Genomic DNA, 20,134 nt, shown 5'->3' with positions numbered 1-20,134 from the left:
CGCGAATAATGAACAGTAAATTATACAAACTTATTTTCTGCCGTCGGTTGGGGTGCTTAGTTGCTGTCGGGGAATTTACCCGAGCTTATGGACGATCGTTTTCATCTACCGGTAAAAAAGTCATTAATGCTTATGATTCGAGAGTCGGAATATTAAGCCGGCTGGCGATCCTAACGGGGCTGGCACTCGGAATATTGCCATTATTAGTATTTGCCCATCCCTCACTGCCGGTTAACGGCAATATAGTTGTTGGTCAAGGGGCATTGGATGCTAATAACACCACCCTTATCGTGACTCAGCAAAGCGATAAACTGGCGATCAATTGGGCCAGTTATGATATCGCGCAAGGGAACAGTGTTATTTATCACCAGCCGGGGCAGCAGAGTATTGCGCTGAACCAAGTGTTGGGTCGCGATGCATCACAGATATATGGCAACTTAAAAGCCAATGGTCAGGTCTTTTTGCTTAATCCAAATGGCATTTTGTTTGGTAAAGGCGCTCAAATTGATGTTGGGGGGTTAGTCGCCAGCACAAAAGTTATGTCTAATCAGGACTTTGCTTCTGGGCGCTATACGCTAAATAGCCTAAAACATGAAGGTGAGTTAATTAATCAGGCCAATTTGCGTGCCACCGAAAATGGCTATATTGCGCTGATTAGTCAGAAGGTGATTAATCAGCGTTCAGGTGTTATTCAGGCGCCGAAAGGTAAAGTGGCGTTAGCCAGTGGGAGTCGTGTCATTCTTCATCTGGACCACGGTAGTTTGCTCGGGGTTCAAGTTGAGGGCGAACAAGTCAGTACTTTGCTCCAAAACGGTGGGCTGATTCAAGCTGATTTGGGGGTTATCCAACTGACAGCACACGGCAAAGAGATGTTAATGAATACCGTGATTGATAATACCGGTATTTTGCAGGCGCAGAGCTTATCTGAAAAAAATGGTGTTATTTACCTCGATGGCGGCAGCAGAGGTGTGGTGCGGCAGCAGGGACTCATTGATGTGAGTAATCCGCAGGGCCGTGGCGGGAATGTCATCGTGCAAGGTGAAAATATTCATTTGGTTGCTGCGAGCAAAATTGATGCGCGCGGGACAACTGGCGGTGGCAAAGTACTGGTCGGTGGCGATTGGCAGGGCAAAAATAAACGGATAAAAAAAGCTCGCGCCGTCGTCATGGACAACAGTGCGAATATTGATGTTTCTTCCTCACAACAAGGGGCCGGCGGCACAGCCGTGTTATGGTCTGAATATTACACTGGTTTCTATGGCGATATTCATGCCCGTGGCGGGCCACAGTCAGGTGATGGTGGGCGAGTAGAAACATCCAGTCAGCATATTTTACAAGCTTTTGGTCAGGTTGATGCGAGTGCGATAGCCGGAAAAAAGGGCCTCTGGTTGCTCGATCCGGCCGAGGTAAACATTGTTGGCAGCGGTGCTGAGAGTGGGGTAGTGGTTCAGACGGGGGATATCCCTGTCGGGTATGTGAAAAATGTACAGGTTTTCACGCCAACCGCCAATATTGCACAAATACTGAATGCCAGTATTAATACTCAACTCGATCGTGGCACTAATGTGACGGTCACCACCAGTAATAGTAGTTTAGCCAACTGCCGCTGGTGCCAGATTACGGTAAATGCGGACATCAATAAAACCGCCGGAGGTGATGCTACGCTGACGTTGCATGCTGACGGGAATATTGTCGTTAACAATAATATTTCGTCTAATACCGGGAAACTGAACCTTAATTTATTGGCAGGCAATTCCACCGCAGATTCTGTTATTACATTAAATGATAGTCATGTTTTATTAAACCAAGGAGATTTCCTGGCAAAATATGCCGATAATAAAAGTGCAGCGCGTATTGTTATCGCTGGTGGGCGATATGAGATAGGTAATCTGACTCTGGAAGGCAATTCTGGAGTTGCATCCCTCATAGGAGTGAATATCACTCATGCTGCTAATTTCTCCGTGGCGGGTGAAACGCGTATTACGGGAGAAAGTAGTAATGTTAATGGGCAAGGGTGGCGTGGTATTGATATCTCTGAAGACTCAGTCCTCACTGGCTCAGGTAATATGTCATTTGTTATGAAATCTAATTCTAATAGCTCGTTGATGGGGACGTTCACTAATTCCACTATTACCAGTGATAAAGATATTATATTTCAGGGCAATGCTAATGGTAGTGCATCAGGAGGCGTAGATCTTACTAATACGCGTGTTTCTTCGCAGTCTGGCAATGTTTCATTTTATATCAATGGCGAAATTATTACCCAGACTAATTATGGACTGCAAATAGTGAACTCAAATGTCAGTGGCAATAATGTTGATTTTAACATCAATGTCTCCGGCGTTGATGGTTTCATATTCAGAGATAGTCATCTTACGGCCACTGCTGGCGATATAAATGCTAATGCTACTGCCACTGCTAAAGGGATTTGGCTTTCAGGTGAGAGCAATGTAAGTGCCAGTGGCAATATCAATTTGAACGGCGTGACCAGTAATTCTGCTGTCGCGGGTGCTGAAACAATAAAAATAAGCGGTAACGCGAGTAATGTTCTGGTTAATATGACAGCCGGTGGCAATATATCGATAGTGGCAGTTAATGACGGAGCGGAAAACGGTAGTGCTGTTGCGGGGGAGTTTGCCGTTATAAAATCTGAAAATGGAGATTTTAATTTAAATATTACGGGCGTTAAGGGTAGCAATTTCAATAATGTCAGTATCAGTGCCAATAATATTTTATTGAATGGTAATGTCAGTGATAGTAATACAGTAGAGATGACTAACTCAGTTCTTGCGGCTAAAAATGATATTGAAGCCAATTTAAGTTCACTAAATAATAAAGCCTTTTTTTTCAATGGTAATGGCGAAATAATTACGGGTCAGAACATCTCAATAGTGGGTAATAATTCAGTTCCGGCTATGGAGGCAGTGACAATTGTTGGGAATTCATCTAATAGAGTGAGTGTTACTGCTGGAAAGGATATCTCAATAACAGCTAATAATTATGGTAATACATCAGGTGCAGGTGCAGGTGCAGGTGTTGATATTGATGGTGCTAATATTGAAACTAAAAACGGAAATTTTACAGTAACTAATAATGGTTCAACAGGTGTCGTGCTTGCCAATACCCAACTTATCGTAAATGAGATTAGCTTTATTTCTACGACTAATGGTGCTGACGGATTGATATTGGATAATGCTAATATCACTGCCACAACAGGTGATATTGATGCCAATATAAGTTCAACCAGTAATAAAGGGGTTTATATTAAAGGTAATACCACGTTAAATGCACAAAAAGATATTACTTTAAATGGGGCGACACTTGTTTCAAGTGAGGGAGTCTATGTTGAAGGTTTTTCGGATAACTCCCGTAATAATATTACTGCACAAGAAAATATTACTATTACAGGAAAGAATGGTAGTGGGAGTGCTCAAGCAACATCTGTTGATTTAGAAAATGTCAATCTGACATCGGCGACGAAAAACATTAATATTAATGGCTCTTCTACTGGGTCAGGAAATGTTTATTTTAATAATATTAACTTTGATTCCTCACTAGGTAATATTACTGTTTATTCTGAGTCGGTGACGCCATTACTGGCCGACCAAAGTGGCACATTAAGCTTTGGTGGCAATAATACCATAGTGGCCAATAATGGTTCATTTGTCGGTAAGGCACTTAATACTACGCAGGGTGCGGCACTTATCTTTAGAGCCAATAATACCTTGTCAGTTGGCGGGAATATCGCCTTTATAGGCGAGACAGAAGGCACCGGCGCAACCCGTAAAGGGATTGAATTTAGTGGTGCTAATACGCTCAATATTGTCAAGGGCAGCCAATTATCTCTCCTCGGTGAAAATAAAGGCACACAAGCCACTACGGATGGGAATGGCATCACTTATACTAGCCCCCAAAAATTAACGATTAATAATAATGGTTCCCTAAAAATGGAGGGGCGAGCAACCCGCGGCGTCGGTATTAACTTTCCGACCAGTAATAATGCCGTGGTATTAAATGGCGATGGTGACACACTTATTCAAGGCAATAGTGTCGCGGACATTGGGGTGGCTATTTCCGGTGTGGTTAATAACAGTACCGGCCCGGTTACTATTAAAGGCACCAGTACCGATAGTACAGGTGTTCATCTCTTCAGTGCAGAACATCAAATTAATCGCATTAATGTGACGGGTATTTCAACTCATGCCGAAGGTCTGCGCATTAGTGGTAATGCTACCATTATTGATACTGCACTGACCGGGCAATCAATTAATAGTATTGGTATCAAGGTTGATTCCTTGCCGGGTTCCAATGTTATTACCCGTACAATATTAGATAATGGCGCACTTAATGGCAGCAGTACTCACGGTAAAGGCGTGGAGTTAACCCATGATATTAATGGCATTCATCAGAGCATAATAAGTGGTACCACTGAAGGTGTTAGTTATGGCATTGATATAGCAGAAAATTTACATGTCACAGGCACCAGTGAAGCCGACTTACTGACGCTAAACGGCGTGGCGATAAGTGATACCGGCACTGGGATAAAACTCAATGGAAATAACTATTTAAGTAATACCAGTTTAAATGGTTTGGCTGTGGACAGTGTTGCATTAAATATCTCCGGCCCACTCACCAATCAAGGTAATACAGTATTAAACGGCACGGCATCTGGCACCGGTATTGGTGTGCAGGTTAATGGCCCGCTGAGTGGCGGAGTGGTCAATGGGATTGCGGCCAGCGGGACTGTTGTACTTGCTGGTCAGGCGGCTAACGGCATTGGTGTGCAGCTGAATGGCACCATTAATGGCGGCACGGTGAATGGGACTTCCATCAATGGGACTGGAATCAAGATTGATGCCAATAGTGAGTTAGATAATACCACCCTATATGGCTACAGCGGTGACGGTAAAGGGGTCGAGATCGCCGGTAATCTGAGCGGTAATAATATCAGTTCGGTGAATGGCAACACCGCCAACGGCACTGGGGTGGATGTGGGTGAAAATGTCACACTGAGTGGTGGTGGGTGGGACGAACTGCTGAATATCAGCGGCAACGCCACCAGTGTGCAAGGCATCGGGGTTCATATTGATGGCAATAACACGCTAGATAATGCCACTATAAACGGCAATGCCACTGATGGTCATGGGGTAGAAATCACGGGCCTGATGTTTAGCAATGGTAATACCACGATTAATGGTAATGCGGCGGGTGATGGCCACGGTGTTTATATTGATGGCCCAATAAGTGGTGGTGTGGTGACGGGGAGTTCCGGTAATCATCACGGTATTTTCCTTGACGATAATGCGGCGATAACGGGAATTGCGCTTGGCGGGAATACTCATTCGCTATTTAAGTCACCGGTATTTATAACCTTGCCGGATAATATTGGCAATAATGTGACCATCAATGGCAAGCCGGTTGATCAAAATAGTTTTAGAGATAAGACTGGGCGTCAAAGCAATAATCCGAATTCGGGTAATATCAAACCTGTCCTTACCTCTGAAGGAAAAACAACTACAGAGAAAATAACGCGGCCTCAGAAACAGGAGGCGTTACTGATAAAACGAGATCAAATCCTCAGCTCCCTCGAAGAGCAGCAATTACCTCCCGCTATCGTGGTCGAATTTGAGCATGATATCACTGCAAATATTGGTATCGCGGTTTGTATTCCAGAAAGGGGAATCCACCAAATTCCAAATGATGCCGCTATCAAACCGGAAGTGTGTGACAAACATATTTTGGGGCGCTGGAAACCGCACCCTATAAGCAAACTCCCAAAATAGCCCAATATCATTACGTTTGGTGAGCCACTTATTGCTTTCAATAGGAGGTTGAAATATCAAATTGCCTAGGAGCGCTGAGTATGGTGGAAAAAACAATTGAAATAGCACCAATAGGTGAGAACTCAATCGCATTTTCATTGCCGTATTTTGAGTTTTTAGTTTGTACCCGACGTTATGAAGACGCCGGGCGAATATTAATATCGATGCTGGAACAGTTAGATATTCAGTATGGCCGGTGGGATGTTTTTTCTCTTAATAAACAGCCATTACAACAACAGGAACATTATTGTAATCGGTTAGCTGCGGCTATTGGAAACCTATTTTCGGACCCCGGATTTGTGTTGTCAGAAAAAGGATTCTTACAGTTTATTAACTTCCATCGGTGGATTGCATTGATTTTTGCGGCCTCGCCATTTAATCATGCTGATCATGTCATTACGAATCTTAATCAGGCGGGGGAGGGCTGTGCTCACCCTCTTAGGTTTGGGCGGAGTAATTTTCTTAAGTTTTGCGTGATGTATTTACCGGAATCGGGAATCCCGTTACAGCCAGATATATTATGGAAATTTAATCCCCATGCGGCGGCGGCACTATTTCTGGCGTTACTGTCGCCGCGTATTTTACCTAGCGCAGCGGGTCATGCGAAACGCGAGCAGCTATTAGAATGGTTGCCTGAAAAACTATTAACTCTTGCGAACCTTGAGGGCTTACCCGAACGTATCTTGCACGATGTTTATATGCATTGCAGTTATGCTGATAGGGCAGAAAAACACGCTATAAAGCGCAGTATTAATTTTCACTTACGTAGTACGCTGATCCATAATGGGTTAACTGATAACTGCTCCCCGCCACCATCACGGTGTAAGCCATTAATGCTAGTTATTCTTGAATGGTTTAATAGCGGCCATTCTATTTATCGCACTCATTCCAGTACCTTACGGGCCGCACGGGAACAGTTTGCTACCCATGGGGTCACCATTATTGAAGCAACGGACACCATAACTCGCGCCGTTTTTGATGATTTTACCGAGGTCAGCCGGATTGGGGCGGTTGAGGCGATTGCTGCTCTGGCACACAAACTCTGCCCTGATGTCATCTATTTTCCGAGTGTCGGTATGTTTCCGCTCACTATTGCACTGACAAATTTGCGGCTGGCACCCTTACAAATCATGGCGTTGGGGCATCCGGCGACAACTCATTCTGATTATATTGATGCGGTTTTGGTGGAGGAGGATTATCTGGGCGATATAGCCTGTTTCTCTGAAAAAGTTGTCATATTACCCAAAGATTGCCTGCCGTATGTGCCGCCCGCCAATATCAGTCAGCCGGAGCCTATATCGCGTTTTGATGAGCGGCCAGCCGTACATATTGCTGTTTGTGCCTCTGCAATGAAAATTAATCCCCGCTTCCTCGCGGCTTGTGCCGAAATAACCCAGCGAACATCAACGCCAGTGGTATTTCATTTTTTGATGGGGTTCTGTTGGGGAATAACCCATCGGGTGATGGAAAAAGCCGTGAATAATATTATCCCTCAAGCAAAAGTTTATGAGCATTTGGGATATTTGGATTATTTGCAGGTTATTAATCAGTGTGACCTGTTTATCAATCCATTTCCTTTTGGTAACACTAATGGCATTGTCGATACTGTCCGTCAGGGGCTCCCCGGTGTGTGCTTAAGCGGAGCCGAAGTCCATGAGCATATCGATGAGGGGTTATTCCGGCGCTTAGGGCTGGATGAAACGTTAATCGCACATACTTTGGCTGAATATATCGCGGTGACGGTGCGGCTGATTTCAGATAAAAAATGGCGGAATGATTTGCGCCAGCGGCTGTTACAGACTCAACCCGACAATGTGTTATTTACCGGCAAACCTGAACAGTTCGGTTTGATTGTGCGTGATTTATTAGCGGATAAAAAAAGCCTCCAGTAAGTGGAGGCTGAGTTATAGAGTTAGACACTCACATTATGCGGCTTCAGTATGCCGCTGTTTCGCGGGCTGCTTTAACACGGGCTTGGTTGCCAGCGCATCAGCCTCGAATTCATCAACATTAATGGAGCGCAGACGGCTATGCTCTGCTTTGGTCAATATCGCCGCTTCTTCAGCATTGATCTTCCCTTCAGCCAGTGCGCGTTTGGCCAACTTATCCAAGCGGGTAAATGGCAGGCTCTTACCTGCTTCTTTACTGAGGCGCTTATGAATAGGTTCTGCTGCAATCACATCCTGCAATGCTGCTTCCAGCAAACCAACCGGATTAAACTCGCTCGGCGTCAGGTACTGACCACGACCAATGCGGCTGCGGGTTGCTGATGGAACTTGCAGTAATTGCGCCAACTGGTGATCCAGACGGTCGGATGGCGCTTGATGCATACGCCCAAATGGGAAGACGACGAAGCGCATTAACCCGGCAATAAAGCCATTGGGGAAGTTGCGCAGTAAATCATCCAATGCTTGCTCCGCCTGATGCAGTGCATCTTGAACCCCCCAATGCACCAGCGGCAAATCTTCTTTCTGGCGGCCTTCATCTTCATAGCGTTTCAATGTGGCTGAGGCCAGATACATTTGGCTAAGAATATCCCCCAAACGGGCAGAAATTCGCTCGCGACGCTTCAGACTCCCGCCCAATACCCCCATGGAGACATCAGACAGCAAGGCCAGGTTGGCGCTCAGGCGGTTGAGATGCTGGTAATAACGGCGAGTACTGTCTTTGGTCGGCGTAGCACTGGTGCGGCCATTGGTCAGCCCTAGCCAGAAACTGCGGATTTTGCTGCTTCCCACATGACCCAAATGACCAAACAGCGCTTTATCAAAGGCGGCAACATCATTAGATTGCGCGGCGGCCATTTCATCAAGTACAAACGGATGGCAACGGATAGCGCCCTGGCCGAAGATAATCATACTGCGGGTCAGGATATTCGCACCTTCTACGGTGATACCAATTGGAGCACCTTGATAACTACGGGCGATGAAGTTGGCTGGGCCGAGGCAAATACCTTTACCGCCCGCGATATCCATCGCATCCATGACTGCGCGTTGACCACGATGCGTACAGTGATATTTCACAATGGCGGATAACACAGCCGGTTTCTCGCCCAGCATAATACCGCTGGTAATCAAGGTGGCGGCGGCGTCCATCACATAGGCATTGCCGGCAATGCGTGCCAGTGGCTCTTCAATCCCTTCCATTTTACCGATTGAGATTTTGAACTGACGGCGAATATAAGCATAAGCGCCAATCCCCATTGCCACACTTTTCAAGCTGCCAGTAGCGTTGGACGGCAGAGTAATGCCGCGGCCAACAGACAAACATTCAACCAGCATCCGCCAGCCTTGACCGGCCATTTTTGGCCCGCCAATAATGTAATCAATGGGCACAAAAATATCTTGACCACGGGTCGGGCCATTTTGGAACGGCACGTTCAGCGGGAAGTGGCGATGGCCAATTTCCACCCCTAGGGTGTTCGTCGGGATAAGCGCACAGGTAATGCCCAAATCAACCGTCTCGCCCAGCAAATGCTCAGGGTCAGACAATTTGAATGCTAACCCCAGTACAGTGGCGATCGGCGCGAGGGTAATATAGCGTTTGTCCCAGGTCAGGCGCATGCCCAAGACTTGTTTGCCTTGCCATTCACCCATACAAACCGTGCCGATATCCGGGATGGCACCAGCATCTGAACCGGCTTCCGGGCTGGTCAGGGCAAAACAAGGAATCTCATCGCCACGGGCTAAACCGGGTAAGTAATGATTCTTTTGCTCTTCAGTCCCATAGTGTTGCAGTAATTCGCCGGGGCCGAGGGAGTTTGGTACGCCGACGGTAATCGCCAGGATGCCAGACACGCCAGAAAGTTTTTGCAATACGCGCGCTTGAGCATAAGCAGAGAACTCAAGGCCGCCATATTCTTTCTTGATGATCATCGCGAAGAAGCGATTTTCTTTCAGATATGCCCAAAGCTCTGGCGGCAAGTCAGCCAATTCATGGGTAATTTGGAAGTCATTGGCCATACGACAGGCCTCTTCAACCGGCCCATCAATAAAAGCTTGTTCTTCGGCGGTTAATTGCGGTTTTGGATAGTTGTGCAATTTCTTCCAGTCCGGCCGGCCCTGGAACAAATCACCTTCCCACCAAGTTGTCCCCGCATCAATGGCTTCTTTTTCAGTACGAGACATCGCAGGCATGACTTTACGGAACATGCGCAATGCAGGGGCTGAAAATAAGGATTGGCGCAGTGGTGTTAGTGTCAGTGGCAGCAGAACAATCACCAGCGGCAATAATGCCCAGTATGACCATAACTGCGCAGCACCCATCGCGGCGGTGTAAACCACAAGAATCAAGCTACTGAGGTACAGGTTCACGCGGTGATAGAACAGCACACCAATAAGAACCAGCAAGGCAATAATGCTAAGAACCATCATAATGAAGCTCCTGAGATGTAGGAGGTCTGACCTGTTGAGTGATACATTTGTTGTAGTTCATCTCATTATTTTTATCAATACCATTACATGTTATTTACAACTCACTTCACAAATTGGCCGCACTAACCGCGAAAACTCTTCCGGCAAATTCATCACAGTGCTTCTCGCAGTTTATGCGATCCGGTACACTGGCACAGGACGAATATTTCGGTATAGAACGATAAAGAGGCTCCCATGTACCACGATTTAATCCGCAGTGAACTGAATGAAGCCGCTGATACTCTGGCGAACTTTTTGAAAGATGATAACAACATCAATGTCATACAGCGTGCGGCCGTATTACTGGCTGATTCTTTCAAGGCTGGCGGTAAAGTCTTGTCATGCGGCAATGGTGGTTCCCATTGTGATGCGATGCATTTTGCAGAAGAACTGACTGGCCGTTATCGTGAAAACCGCCCAGGTTATCCGGCCATTGCTATTTCAGATGTCAGCCATCTTTCTTGTGTGAGTAATGATTTTGGTTATGACTATGTTTTCTCTCGCTATGTTGAAGCTGTCGGCCGTGAAGGGGATGTGTTGCTGGGTATTTCCACTTCAGGTAATTCAGGTAATATCATTAAAGCAATTGAAGCGGCGCGTGCTAAAGGCATGAAAGTCATCACCCTCACCGGTAAGGATGGCGGTAAGATGGCCGGATCTGCGGATATTGAAATTCGAGTTCCTCATTTCGGTTATGCAGATCGCATTCAGGAAATTCATATTAAAGTAATTCACATCTTGATTCAGTTAATTGAAAAAGAGATGGTAAAGGCCTGATGTAACAAGGTGATCAACAGTATTGCTTAGCTTGTTGATCACCTTGAATGATGGGTATAGGGAGCGGGATATATGTGCGAATTGCTTGGAATGAGCTCAAATGTTCCTACGGATATTTGCTTTAGCTTTACCGGCCTGGTGCAGCGGGGCGGGGGAACTGGCCCGCATAAAGATGGCTGGGGGATTACCTTCTATGAAGGTAATGGCTGCCGCACGTTTAAAGATCCCCAACCCAGCTTTAATTCGCCAATTGCCCGATTGGTACAAGACTATCCAATTAAATCCTGTGCGGTGGTTTCCCATATTCGCCAGGCAAACCGGGGTGAAGTTGCATTAGAAAATACCCATCCTTTTACCCGCGAAATGTGGGGGCGAAATTGGACTTATGCCCACAATGGCCAGCTTAAAGGTTATCGTCAATTGGATACCGGGACTTTCCGGCCTATTGGCCAAACAGACAGCGAATATGCTTTCTGCTGGCTACTGAATCAACTGGCAAAACGTTACCCCCGCACCCCAAGTAACTGGCCAGCAGTATTTCGCTATATCGGCACCTTGTGTGAGCAATTACGCGCCAAAGGGGTGTTTAATATGTTGCTTTCGGATGGGCGTTTTGTGATGGCGTTCTGTTCGACCAACTTATATTGGATAACTCGCCGCGCGCCTTTCGGTAAAGCGACATTGTTGGATCAAGATGTTGAAATCGATTTTCAGCGGCAGACCACACCTAAAGATGTGGTCACCGTGATTGCAACTCAGCCCCTGACAGGTAATGAAACCTGGCACAAAATTGCACCAGGTGAGTTTGCATTATTCTGTTTTGGTGAGCGTATTTGATTTGGTGAGTGCTTCTGATTTTGTCATGGCGTACTGCGATACTGGTGCACTGGAGGTTGGCGGGCGGCTAAGGACATACTGCCCGTTGATCACAGAAACTGAAGGCGGCATCCGGTTTTTGGCAAAATATTCGTACCCAGGCTGCAACTGACGCCAGAAGTTATAATCTGAAGAGTTACGGTGGCGTTGCATATTTTTTTCAGTCATGCGGAAAGGGTAGATACTGATATCTACTTTTTCCTGACCAAAGATAAATGCCGTTTGTACGTAGTTAAATATCTCGTCCATATAAGCATCAGTCATGGCATAACAGCCGATTGATTTGCAAGCGCCATGGATCATCAGATATTTCCCTGAATAACCTTGCGACAGATCATAATCATTTGGGAAGCCAATATTGATTGCCCGGTAAAACTTACTGTCGGGCTTTAAGTGGCGCATATCAATACTGTAAAAACCTTCCGGGCTTTTAAAATCCCCTTCGCGGCGTTTCGGGCCAAGTCCGCCTGAGAATTCACAGATACGATAGCTTTGTACCAAACGATACTCACCTTGTAATCTGGCATATAATTCCAGAGTACGTTCTTCTTTGAAGATTTGAATATAGACCGATGACCCAAGTAATTGCTGTTTTAGCTCTTTGGATACCGCCACTGGCTCACTGGCTGAGCTGCTGAAAGATACCGCAGGCAAGCAAATTGTCATCGCAAACATAATCATCGCAAACACTGGCGCGACTTTACTCATTCTTATTCCTGCTTATATTTATAGATGCCACTGACTTTTCTGATTTTCCCTTTCTTACCTGAGGTTGCAGCTTTGTTAGCGGTCTCCACTACTCGGCCTACCCTGCGTATTAGCACAAATAATGTTCAAATTGGCTTCTAACCAATTTGTCATTCATTTGCTACTCCGCCGCAATTCCAATTATTTTAGGGAAATATATAGGCGCAGATTATCAGTCAGAAATTTTTTAGCAATATATGTTTTGTATAAAATAAATACAAAGTCGATAAAGACGAATTGACGATACGATTTTACCGAATATATACAGAATTTAGCAGTAAATTATTTGTATTTGCTTGACTCAAGTCACTGCATTTGTCAGACAGTGCAGGTTGGAAATGCTAGAATTGCCCGCTGCTGCTGATCTGCTCAATTAATGACTATTCCCGCTATTTTAGCGCCGATAACATCCAATATGAGGAGCAGCATTAATTTCTAAGGCTCTTTCGGTCAGTATTCATGTTTGTCTCGTTGATCCAGTATTAAGCCACCGTTTAACTGAACCATGAAAGTGCCTTCTCTTTGTATGCCTGTACATTCTGGGTTAAGTACAGCATTTGATATAACTAATAAAGTAGTTCAACTCTATGATTAAAATAAAGAAAGGACTAGATCTCCCCATCGCTGGGGCACCTGCACAAGTAATAGAAGAAGGGCCAGCTATTCACCATGTGGCTTTGCTCGGTGAAGAATATATCGGGATGCGCCCCTCGATGTTGGTTCAAGAAGGTGATTGGGTTAAGAAAGGTCAGGCGCTGTTTGAAGATAAAAAAAATCCAGGCGTGATATTCACCGCCCCTGCGTGTGGCAAAGTGAGTGCCATCAATCGGGGTGACCGCCGGGTTTTGCAATCTGTTGTGATTGATATTGACGGCGATGAACAAATCCCGTTTGAGCATTATGATTCATCTGATCTCAACCAACTCAGTGATGAACAAGTACAGAGCCATTTGCTGGCCTCTGGCTTATGGACGGCTCTGCGAACCCGACCTTTCAATAAAACTCCCTCCCCCGGTAGCCGCCCTCGGGCTATTTTTGTTAGCGCCATGGATACTCAACCGCTGGCGGCAGACCCGCAAGTCATCATTGCGACCGAGTTTGATGCTTTCAATCATGGATTAACCGTATTGGCCCGACTGACCGAGGGTAAAGTGCATGTTTGCCACGCGCCGGGGCAGGCTGTTGTCAGCCATCCGAATGCGCAGGTGACTTACAATGAATTCTCCGGCCCCCACCCAGCGGGCCTGGTGGGGACTCATATTCATTTCCTTGAGCCGGTCAGTCTGAACAAAACTGTATGGCATGTGGGTTATCAAGATGTCATTGCCATCGGCAAACTCTTTACTCGCGGTGAGTTGTGGACTGACCGCATCGTCGCCGTCGCTGGCCCGCAGGTGAATCAACCGACTCTACTGCGAACCCGTCTTGGGGCAAGTTTATCTGAATTGACTGCGGGCCGGCTGCTAGAGGGAGATAACCGTATTATTTCCGGCTCAGTACTCAGCGGCACCGCCTTCTCTGCTACCCATGGATATTTGGGGCGCTTCCATCAACAAGTGTCCGTCATCCGCGAAGGGCGAGAAAAAGAGCTATTCGGTTGGGTGATGCCAGGGCGCGATAAATATTCAATTACCCGCACCACATTAGGCCATTTCTTCAAACGGAAATTATTTGCCTTCTCCACTGATATGCATGGTGGGGAGCGCGCAATGGTGCCGATTGGTAATTATGAGCGCGTTATGCCGTTGGATATTTTGGCGACTCATTTGCTGCGTGATCTGCTCTCTGGCGATACCGACAGTGCGCAAGCGCTGGGATGTTTGGAATTGGATGAAGAAGATTTGGCTCTGTGTACATTTGTCTGCCCCGGTAAATATGAGTATGGGCCGGTATTGCGCGACATATTGACCAAGATTGAGCAGGAAGGATAACTGATGGGCCTGAAAAGTTTTCTTGAGAAAATAGAGCACCACTTTGAAACCGGTGGGAAGCTTGAGAAGTATTATCCGCTGTATGAAGCTGCGGCCACCATTTTTTATACTCAGGGCAAAGTGACCCCGGGTGCCTCTCACGTTCGTGATGCTATCGATCTGAAACGAATGATGATTTTGGTATGGCTGGCGGTATTCCCGGCAATGTTCTGGGGGATGTATAACGTCGGTGGTCAGGCTATTCTAGCGCTGAACCAACTTTACAGTGGCGTAGAGCTACAACAGATTATTGCCAGTGACTGGCACTACCGGCTGGCACAACTGTTGGGCGCATCACTAGCGCCTGATGCCGGTTGGGTTAGCAAAATGGTGCTAGGTGCAGTTTATTTCCTGCCGATTTATGCCGTGGTATTTGTCGTTGGTGGTTTTTGGGAAGTGGTATTTTCCATTATCCGCAAACATGAAATTAACGAAGGTTTCTTTGTTACCTCAATTCTGTTTTCCCTGATTGTACCGCCCACATTGCCATTATGGCAGGCGGCACTGGGGATTTCTTTTGGGGTCGTGATCGGTAAAGAGATCTTTGGCGGAACTGGGCGTAACTTCCTTAACCCCGCTCTGGCTGGGCGCGCTTTCTTATTCTTCGCTTATCCGGCGCAAATATCGGGTGATTTGGTCTGGACTGCGGCTGATGGTTTTTCCGGTGCCACCCCATTATCACAGTGGAGTGTTAATGGTAGCCAGAGTTTGATCAATACGGTCTCAGGCCAATCCATCACTTGGATGGATGCTTTCCTTGGCAATATCCCCGGTTCTATTGGTGAAGTATCCACACTGATGATCCTGATTGGGGGAGCCATTATCCTGTTCGGGCGTGTGGCCTCTTGGCGAATTGTTGCCGGAGTTATGATTGGCATGATGGCGACCGCTTATCTGTTTAATTGGGTCGGTTCCGCAACTAATCCCTTATTTGCTATGCCATGGTATTGGCATTTGGTGCTCGGTGGTTTTGCTTTCGGCATGATTTTTATGGCGACCGATCCGGTGTCTGCTTCCTTTACTAATAAAGGAAAATGGTGGTATGGCGGCTTGATTGGCGCAATGTGCGTGTTGATCCGCGTGGCTAACCCGGCTTATCCGGAGGGGATGATGCTGGCAATTCTGTTCGCTAACCTGTTTGCACCACTGTTCGACTATGTGGTTATTCAGGCCAATATTAAGCGGAGGAAAGCCCGTGGCGAATGATAAACCAAGAAATAATGACAGTATCGGCAAAACACTGCTGGTGGTTATTGTGCTTTGTCTGGTGTGTTCTGTCATCGTCGCCGGCGCGGCTGTTGGTTTGAAAGCTAAGCAGCAAGAGCAACGTTTGCTGGATAAGCAGCGTAATATTCTGGCGGTGGCTGGCTTACTGCAACCGCGAATGCCAGCAGAAGATGTGCAGCGTGAGTTTGCACAGCGGATTGAGCCGCGACTACTGGATTTGCAAAGCGGTGAATTTATTCAGCAAGATCCCGCGACATTTGATCGCGCGCAAGCATTACGTGATAACCAAATGAGCATCGCGCTGACACCGGCACAGGATATTGCGGGCATTCGCCGCCGGGCTAACGTGGTTGAAATTTATCTGGTACGCGGTGAAAGCGGGCAGATCGACAAAATCGTGTTACCGGTATACGGCTCAGGTTTGTGGTCAATGATGTATGCCTTTGTTGCCATTGATACTGACGGCAAAACAGTACGCGGCATCACCTATTATGATCAAGGCGAAACCCCGGGATTGGGGGGTGAAATTGAGAACCCTATCTGGCGTAACCAGTGGATTGGGAAGCGGTTATTTGATGACCAAGGGCAACCGGCTATTCGTATTGTTAAAGGGCGGGCACCTGCTAATGATCCTCACGCAATAGATGGTTTGTCCGGGGCAACACTGACATCCAATGGGGTACAAAATAGCTTTGATTTTTGGCTTGGTGAAAACGGCTTTGGCCCGTTCCTGAAAAAAGTGCGCGAAGGGGCGTTAAAAAATGGCTGATAGCAAAGAGATTAAACGGGTTTTATTGGGGCCGCTGTTTGATAACAACCCGATTGCGTTGCAAATTCTGGGAGTGTGCTCCGCTCTGGCGGTGACCACCAAGCTGGAAACAGCGTTGGTGATGACTTTGGCGGTGACTTTGGTCACGGCATTCTCCAGTTTTTTCATCTCACTGATTCGTCATCATATTCCAAACAGTGTACGTATCATTGTTCAGATGGTGATTATCGCCTCGCTGGTCATTGTGGTGGACCAGATTCTGCGTGCTTATGCTTATGAGATATCCAAACAGCTATCCGTATTTGTCGGCTTGATTATTACTAACTGCATTGTGATGGGGCGTGCCGAAGCTTATGCAATGAAATCCCCGCCTATCGAAAGCTTTATGGATGGTATTGGCAATGGCCTGGGCTATGGGGTGGTGTTAGTGCTGGTGGGTTTTGTCCGCGAGTTGATTGGGTCGGGTAAATTGTTTGGTGTGACAGTATTGGAAACTGTCCAAAATGGCGGTTGGTATCAGCCTAATGGATTATTTCTGCTGGCACCAAGTGCATTCTTTATCATTGGCTTGCTGATTTGGGGCCTGCGAACCCTGAAACCTGCGCAGATTGAGAAGGAGTAATTGACGATGGAGCATTACATCAGTCTGTTTGTCCGCGCAGTGTTTGTCGAGAATATGGCATTGGCGTTCTTCCTGGGGATGTGTACTTTCCTTGCCGTTTCCAAGAAAGTCTCGACAGCCTTTGGTCTTGGCATTGCGGTAACGGTCGTATTGGGCATCTCTGTGCCTGCTAATAATTTAGTTTATAACCTGGTGCTACGTGATGGCGCATTGGTTGAAGGTGTGGATCTCAGTTTCTTGAATTTTATTACCTTCATTGGTGTTATCGCCGCCATCGTGCAGGTGCTGGAAATGATACTCGATCGTTATTTCCCCGCGCTGTACAACGCGTTGGGCATTTTCCTGCCACTTATTACTGTGAACTGCGCCATCTTCGGTGGCGTGTCATTTATGGCACAACGCGATTATAACTTCCCTGAATCTATTGTTTATGGTTTTGGCTCCGGTATTGGCTGGATGTTAGCCATTGTCGCGTTAGCGGGTATTCGCGAAAAAATGAAATATGCCAATGTGCCTGCGGGCTTACAGGGGCTAGGGATCACCTTTATCACCACCGGATTGATGGCCTTAGGGTTTATGTCTTTCTCCGGCGTGAGCTTATAAAGGCAGGAATAATTCATGGAAATAATTCTGGGCGTAGTCATGTTCACCCTCATTGTGCTGGCATTGACGGTGATGATTTTATTTGCCAAGTCAAAACTGGTGAATACTGGTGATATCACCATTGATATAAATGAAGATGCGGATAAAAGCTTTACTGCTCCGGCAGGTGACAAGCTACTGAATATGCTTTCCAACCATGGCATATTTGTCTCTTCGGCGTGCGGTGGCGGCGGCTCTTGTGGGCAGTGTCGTGTGAAGATTAAAGAGGGTGGCGGAGATATTCTGCCAACAGAGCTTTCTCATATATCAAAGCGGGAAGCCAAAGAAGGTTGCCGGCTGGCATGTCAGGTTAGTGTAAAGCAGAGTCTGAAAATTGAATTGCCGGAAGAAATCTTTGGAGTGAAGAAATGGGAATGTGAAGTTATCTCTAATGATAATAAAGCTACATTTATCAAAGAGCTAAAACTGAAAATCCCTGATGGTGAAGTTGTACCATTCCGTGCTGGGGGCTTTATTCAAATTGAAGCCGAACCCCATACCGTGAAATATGCTGATTTTGACGTGCCCGAGGAATATCGCGGCGATTGGGATAAATTCAATTTATTCCGGTTTGAGTCAGTGGCCCCCGAGACGACCGTGCGTGCATACTCAATGGCAAACTATCCGCAAGAGAGCGGTATTATCTTGTTGAACGTGCGAATTGCAACGCCACCGCCCTCACTGCCGGAAGCACCGCCAGGAATTATGTCTTCCTATATCTGGTCACTGAAGCCGGGTGACAAAGTGGTTATCTCTGGGCCATTTGGTGAGTTTTTTGCTAAAGATACCGATGCCGAAATGATCTTTATTGGTGGTGGTGCGGGCATGGCGCCCATGCGCTCTCACATCTTTGACCAGCTCAAACGGCTGCATTCAAAACGAAAAATTAGCTTCTGGTATGGCGCACGTTCACGGCGCGAAATGTTTTATGAGGAAGATTTTGATCAGTTACAGGCCGAGAATGATAATTTCCGTTGGCATGTTGCTTTGTCGGATCCACAACCAGAGGATAATTGGACGGGCTATACTGGCTTCATTCATAACGTGTTATTAGAAAACTACCTTAAAAATCATCCAGCCCCTGAAGACTGCGAATTCTATATGTGTGGCCCACCGATGATGAATGCGGCAGTGATCAAGATGCTAAAAGATCTTGGGGTGGAAGATGAAAACATTATGCTCGATGACTTCGGTGGCTGATTTGCCGCGACTCGGGTTTTTACTGTAATTGGGGATATTGTGCAAAGATATATAATGCATTGGCTAATGTCTGTGGTGGGCATTTTGCTGCTTACAGGTTGTGGCCCTGAGCAAGTCAACCTTGAAGGTAAAACCATGGGGACCTCATACTCAATCAAGTATATGAGCGACTCAGCAACTCTTAGTCCGGAAAAGTTGCAGCAGGAAATAGATCGCGAGCTGGAACAGGTCAATAATCAAATGTCGACTTATCGGCCAAACTCCGAATTGAGTCGTTTCAACAAAAGTCAGCAAGTGGATACGCCATTTCCTGTTTCATTCGCGACAGCTAAAGTTGTACGGGAAGCTATTCGAATTAACCGCCTGACTGACGGTGCGCTGGATGTAACTGTCGGGCCTTTGGTTAATTTATGGGGCTTCGGCCCTGAAGGGCGCCCTAACGTGGTGCCTACCGATGCTGAAATTGATAAACGTCGGGAATGGGTTGGTATTGATAAACTTGCGGTAGAAAATGGCACTTTGATTAAACGTATTCCAGAGCTCTATGTGGATCTTTCAGCTATAGCTAAAGGATATGGAGTCGATGTTGTTGCCGAATACTTAGAAGCGCAGAATATCAATAACTATATGGTTGATATTGGCGGCGAAGTACGAACACGCGGCAACAATGGGGAGAATAAACCTTGGCGTATTGCTATCGAAAAGCCTGTTGCTGGGTCAGAACAAAGTGCGCAAGAGATTATCGAACCCGGTCGGATGGCTATTGCGACTTCTGGTGACTACCGAAATTACTTTGAACAGAATGGCGTCCGTTATTCGCATACTATTGACCCCGGCACTGGCCGACCAATAAATCATCGTTTAGTCTCAATTACTGTTTTAGACCCAAGCTGTATGACTGCTGACGGGCTCTCAACGGGGTTAGGCGTTCTCGGCCCTGAGCGGGGGATGGCATTAGCTAATTTGCTGGGTATTCCGGTATTTATGATAGTTAAAACTGATGAAGGTTTTGAGGAGCACTTTTCTGAGTCATTCAAACCGTATCTGCAAAAGCAGCCTTGATAGGAGAG

13 protein-coding genes are annotated in these 20,134 nt (G+C 46.5%); 11 read left to right on the top strand and 2 right to left on the bottom strand.

Annotated elements, in window-relative coordinates; genetic code table 11:
- Positions 1-8: 8 nt before the first annotated feature.
- Both F0T03_RS16450 and F0T03_RS16445 read left to right on the top strand, forming a co-directional pair.
- Positions 9-5,783, top strand: coding sequence for a two-partner secretion domain-containing protein (locus tag F0T03_RS16450; protein WP_159679515.1), 5,775 nt, complete (start codon positions 9-11; stop codon positions 5,781-5,783).
- A gap of 80 nt (positions 5,784-5,863) precedes the next feature.
- On the top strand, positions 5,864-7,714 hold the full coding sequence (locus F0T03_RS16445) for a glycosyltransferase (RefSeq protein WP_159679513.1): 1,851 nt from the start codon (positions 5,864-5,866) through the stop codon (positions 7,712-7,714).
- Between the two features lie 33 nt (positions 7,715-7,747).
- Here F0T03_RS16445 and fadE read toward each other — a convergent pair whose 3' ends face one another.
- Positions 7,748-10,195 (bottom strand): acyl-CoA dehydrogenase FadE, encoded by a 2,448-nt coding sequence (gene fadE, locus F0T03_RS16440; RefSeq protein WP_145555827.1) that lies wholly within the window; start codon positions 10,193-10,195, stop codon positions 7,748-7,750.
- Positions 10,196-10,429: 234 nt separating this feature from the next.
- Between fadE and lpcA the strand changes: the two genes are divergently transcribed.
- A complete protein-coding gene (gene lpcA / locus F0T03_RS16435) occupies positions 10,430-11,011 on the top strand; it encodes a D-sedoheptulose 7-phosphate isomerase (protein WP_145555828.1) in 582 nt (193 codons plus the stop codon).
- Positions 11,012-11,083: 72 nt separating this feature from the next.
- Positions 11,084-11,848: a class II glutamine amidotransferase gene (locus tag F0T03_RS16430; protein WP_145555829.1), complete on the top strand. Its 765-nt coding sequence runs from the start codon at positions 11,084-11,086 to the stop codon at positions 11,846-11,848.
- Here the strand turns inward: F0T03_RS16430 and dpaA are convergent.
- Positions 11,822-12,595, bottom strand: a complete 774-nt coding sequence (gene dpaA / locus F0T03_RS16425) for a peptidoglycan meso-diaminopimelic acid protein amidase (RefSeq protein WP_145555830.1) — start codon at positions 12,593-12,595, stop codon at positions 11,822-11,824. The genes F0T03_RS16430 and dpaA overlap by 27 nt on opposite strands.
- Positions 12,596-13,221: 626 nt before the next feature.
- On the opposite strand from dpaA, the gene F0T03_RS16420 reads away from it, so the two are divergent.
- Genes F0T03_RS16420 through F0T03_RS16390 form a run of 7 tightly spaced genes read left to right on the top strand, consistent with a single transcriptional unit; the run spans position 13,222 to position 20,126 of the window.
- Positions 13,222-14,565, top strand: coding sequence for a Na(+)-translocating NADH-quinone reductase subunit A (locus F0T03_RS16420; RefSeq protein ID WP_159679511.1), 1,344 nt, complete (start codon positions 13,222-13,224; stop codon positions 14,563-14,565).
- 3 nt (positions 14,566-14,568) lie between these two features.
- Entirely contained in the window at positions 14,569-15,810 is a 1,242-nt protein-coding gene (locus F0T03_RS16415; protein WP_159679509.1) for an NADH:ubiquinone reductase (Na(+)-transporting) subunit B, read from the top strand.
- Positions 15,800-16,600: a Na(+)-translocating NADH-quinone reductase subunit C gene (locus tag F0T03_RS16410; RefSeq protein WP_145555833.1), complete on the top strand. Its 801-nt coding sequence runs from the start codon at positions 15,800-15,802 to the stop codon at positions 16,598-16,600. Before F0T03_RS16415 ends, F0T03_RS16410 begins: the two co-directional genes overlap by 11 nt.
- A complete protein-coding gene (locus tag F0T03_RS16405; protein WP_050077284.1) occupies positions 16,593-17,222 on the top strand; it encodes an NADH:ubiquinone reductase (Na(+)-transporting) subunit D in 630 nt (209 codons plus the stop codon). The genes F0T03_RS16410 and F0T03_RS16405 overlap by 8 nt, the downstream gene beginning before the upstream one ends.
- A gap of 6 nt (positions 17,223-17,228) precedes the next feature.
- Positions 17,229-17,825 (top strand): NADH:ubiquinone reductase (Na(+)-transporting) subunit E, encoded by a 597-nt coding sequence (nqrE, locus tag F0T03_RS16400; RefSeq protein WP_129197426.1) that lies wholly within the window; start codon positions 17,229-17,231, stop codon positions 17,823-17,825.
- A gap of 15 nt (positions 17,826-17,840) precedes the next feature.
- The gene (gene nqrF / locus F0T03_RS16395; RefSeq protein WP_145555835.1) at positions 17,841-19,064 is read left to right on the top strand and encodes an NADH:ubiquinone reductase (Na(+)-transporting) subunit F; all 1,224 of its coding nucleotides are present in this window, start codon (positions 17,841-17,843) and stop codon (positions 19,062-19,064) included.
- A gap of 54 nt (positions 19,065-19,118) precedes the next feature.
- Entirely contained in the window at positions 19,119-20,126 is a 1,008-nt protein-coding gene (locus F0T03_RS16390; protein WP_425511040.1) for an FAD:protein FMN transferase, read from the top strand.
- Positions 20,127-20,134: the final 8 nt, after the last annotated feature.

This window comes from Yersinia canariae (genome assembly GCF_009831415.1).
Lineage (GTDB): Bacteria > Pseudomonadota > Gammaproteobacteria > Enterobacterales > Enterobacteriaceae > Yersinia > Yersinia canariae.
The sequence above is the reverse complement of the archived record's forward strand: the minus strand, read 5'-3'. Positions and strand labels throughout refer to the sequence as shown.

Excerpts from the sequence above, each read along its gene's own strand:
- nqrF (WP_145555835.1), top strand. The coding sequence starts at position 17,841 with ATGGAAATAATTCTGGGCGTAGTCATGTTCACCCTCATTGTGCTGGCA.
- lpcA (WP_145555828.1), top strand. The coding sequence starts at position 10,430 with ATGTACCACGATTTAATCCGCAGTGAACTGAATGAAGCCGCTGATACT.
- dpaA (WP_145555830.1), bottom strand. The coding sequence starts at position 12,595 with ATGAGTAAAGTCGCGCCAGTGTTTGCGATGATTATGTTTGCGATGACA.
- F0T03_RS16420 (WP_159679511.1), top strand. The coding sequence starts at position 13,222 with ATGATTAAAATAAAGAAAGGACTAGATCTCCCCATCGCTGGGGCACCT.
- fadE (WP_145555827.1), bottom strand. The coding sequence starts at position 10,195 with ATGATGGTTCTTAGCATTATTGCCTTGCTGGTTCTTATTGGTGTGCTG.
- F0T03_RS16415 (WP_159679509.1), top strand. The coding sequence starts at position 14,569 with ATGGGCCTGAAAAGTTTTCTTGAGAAAATAGAGCACCACTTTGAAACC.
- F0T03_RS16390 (WP_425511040.1), top strand. The coding sequence starts at position 19,119 with ATGCATTGGCTAATGTCTGTGGTGGGCATTTTGCTGCTTACAGGTTGT.
- nqrE (WP_129197426.1), top strand. The coding sequence starts at position 17,229 with ATGGAGCATTACATCAGTCTGTTTGTCCGCGCAGTGTTTGTCGAGAAT.
- F0T03_RS16450 (WP_159679515.1), top strand. The coding sequence starts at position 9 with ATGAACAGTAAATTATACAAACTTATTTTCTGCCGTCGGTTGGGGTGC.
- F0T03_RS16405 (WP_050077284.1), top strand. The coding sequence starts at position 16,593 with ATGGCTGATAGCAAAGAGATTAAACGGGTTTTATTGGGGCCGCTGTTT.
- F0T03_RS16445 (WP_159679513.1), top strand. The coding sequence starts at position 5,864 with ATGGTGGAAAAAACAATTGAAATAGCACCAATAGGTGAGAACTCAATC.
- F0T03_RS16430 (WP_145555829.1), top strand. The coding sequence starts at position 11,084 with ATGTGCGAATTGCTTGGAATGAGCTCAAATGTTCCTACGGATATTTGC.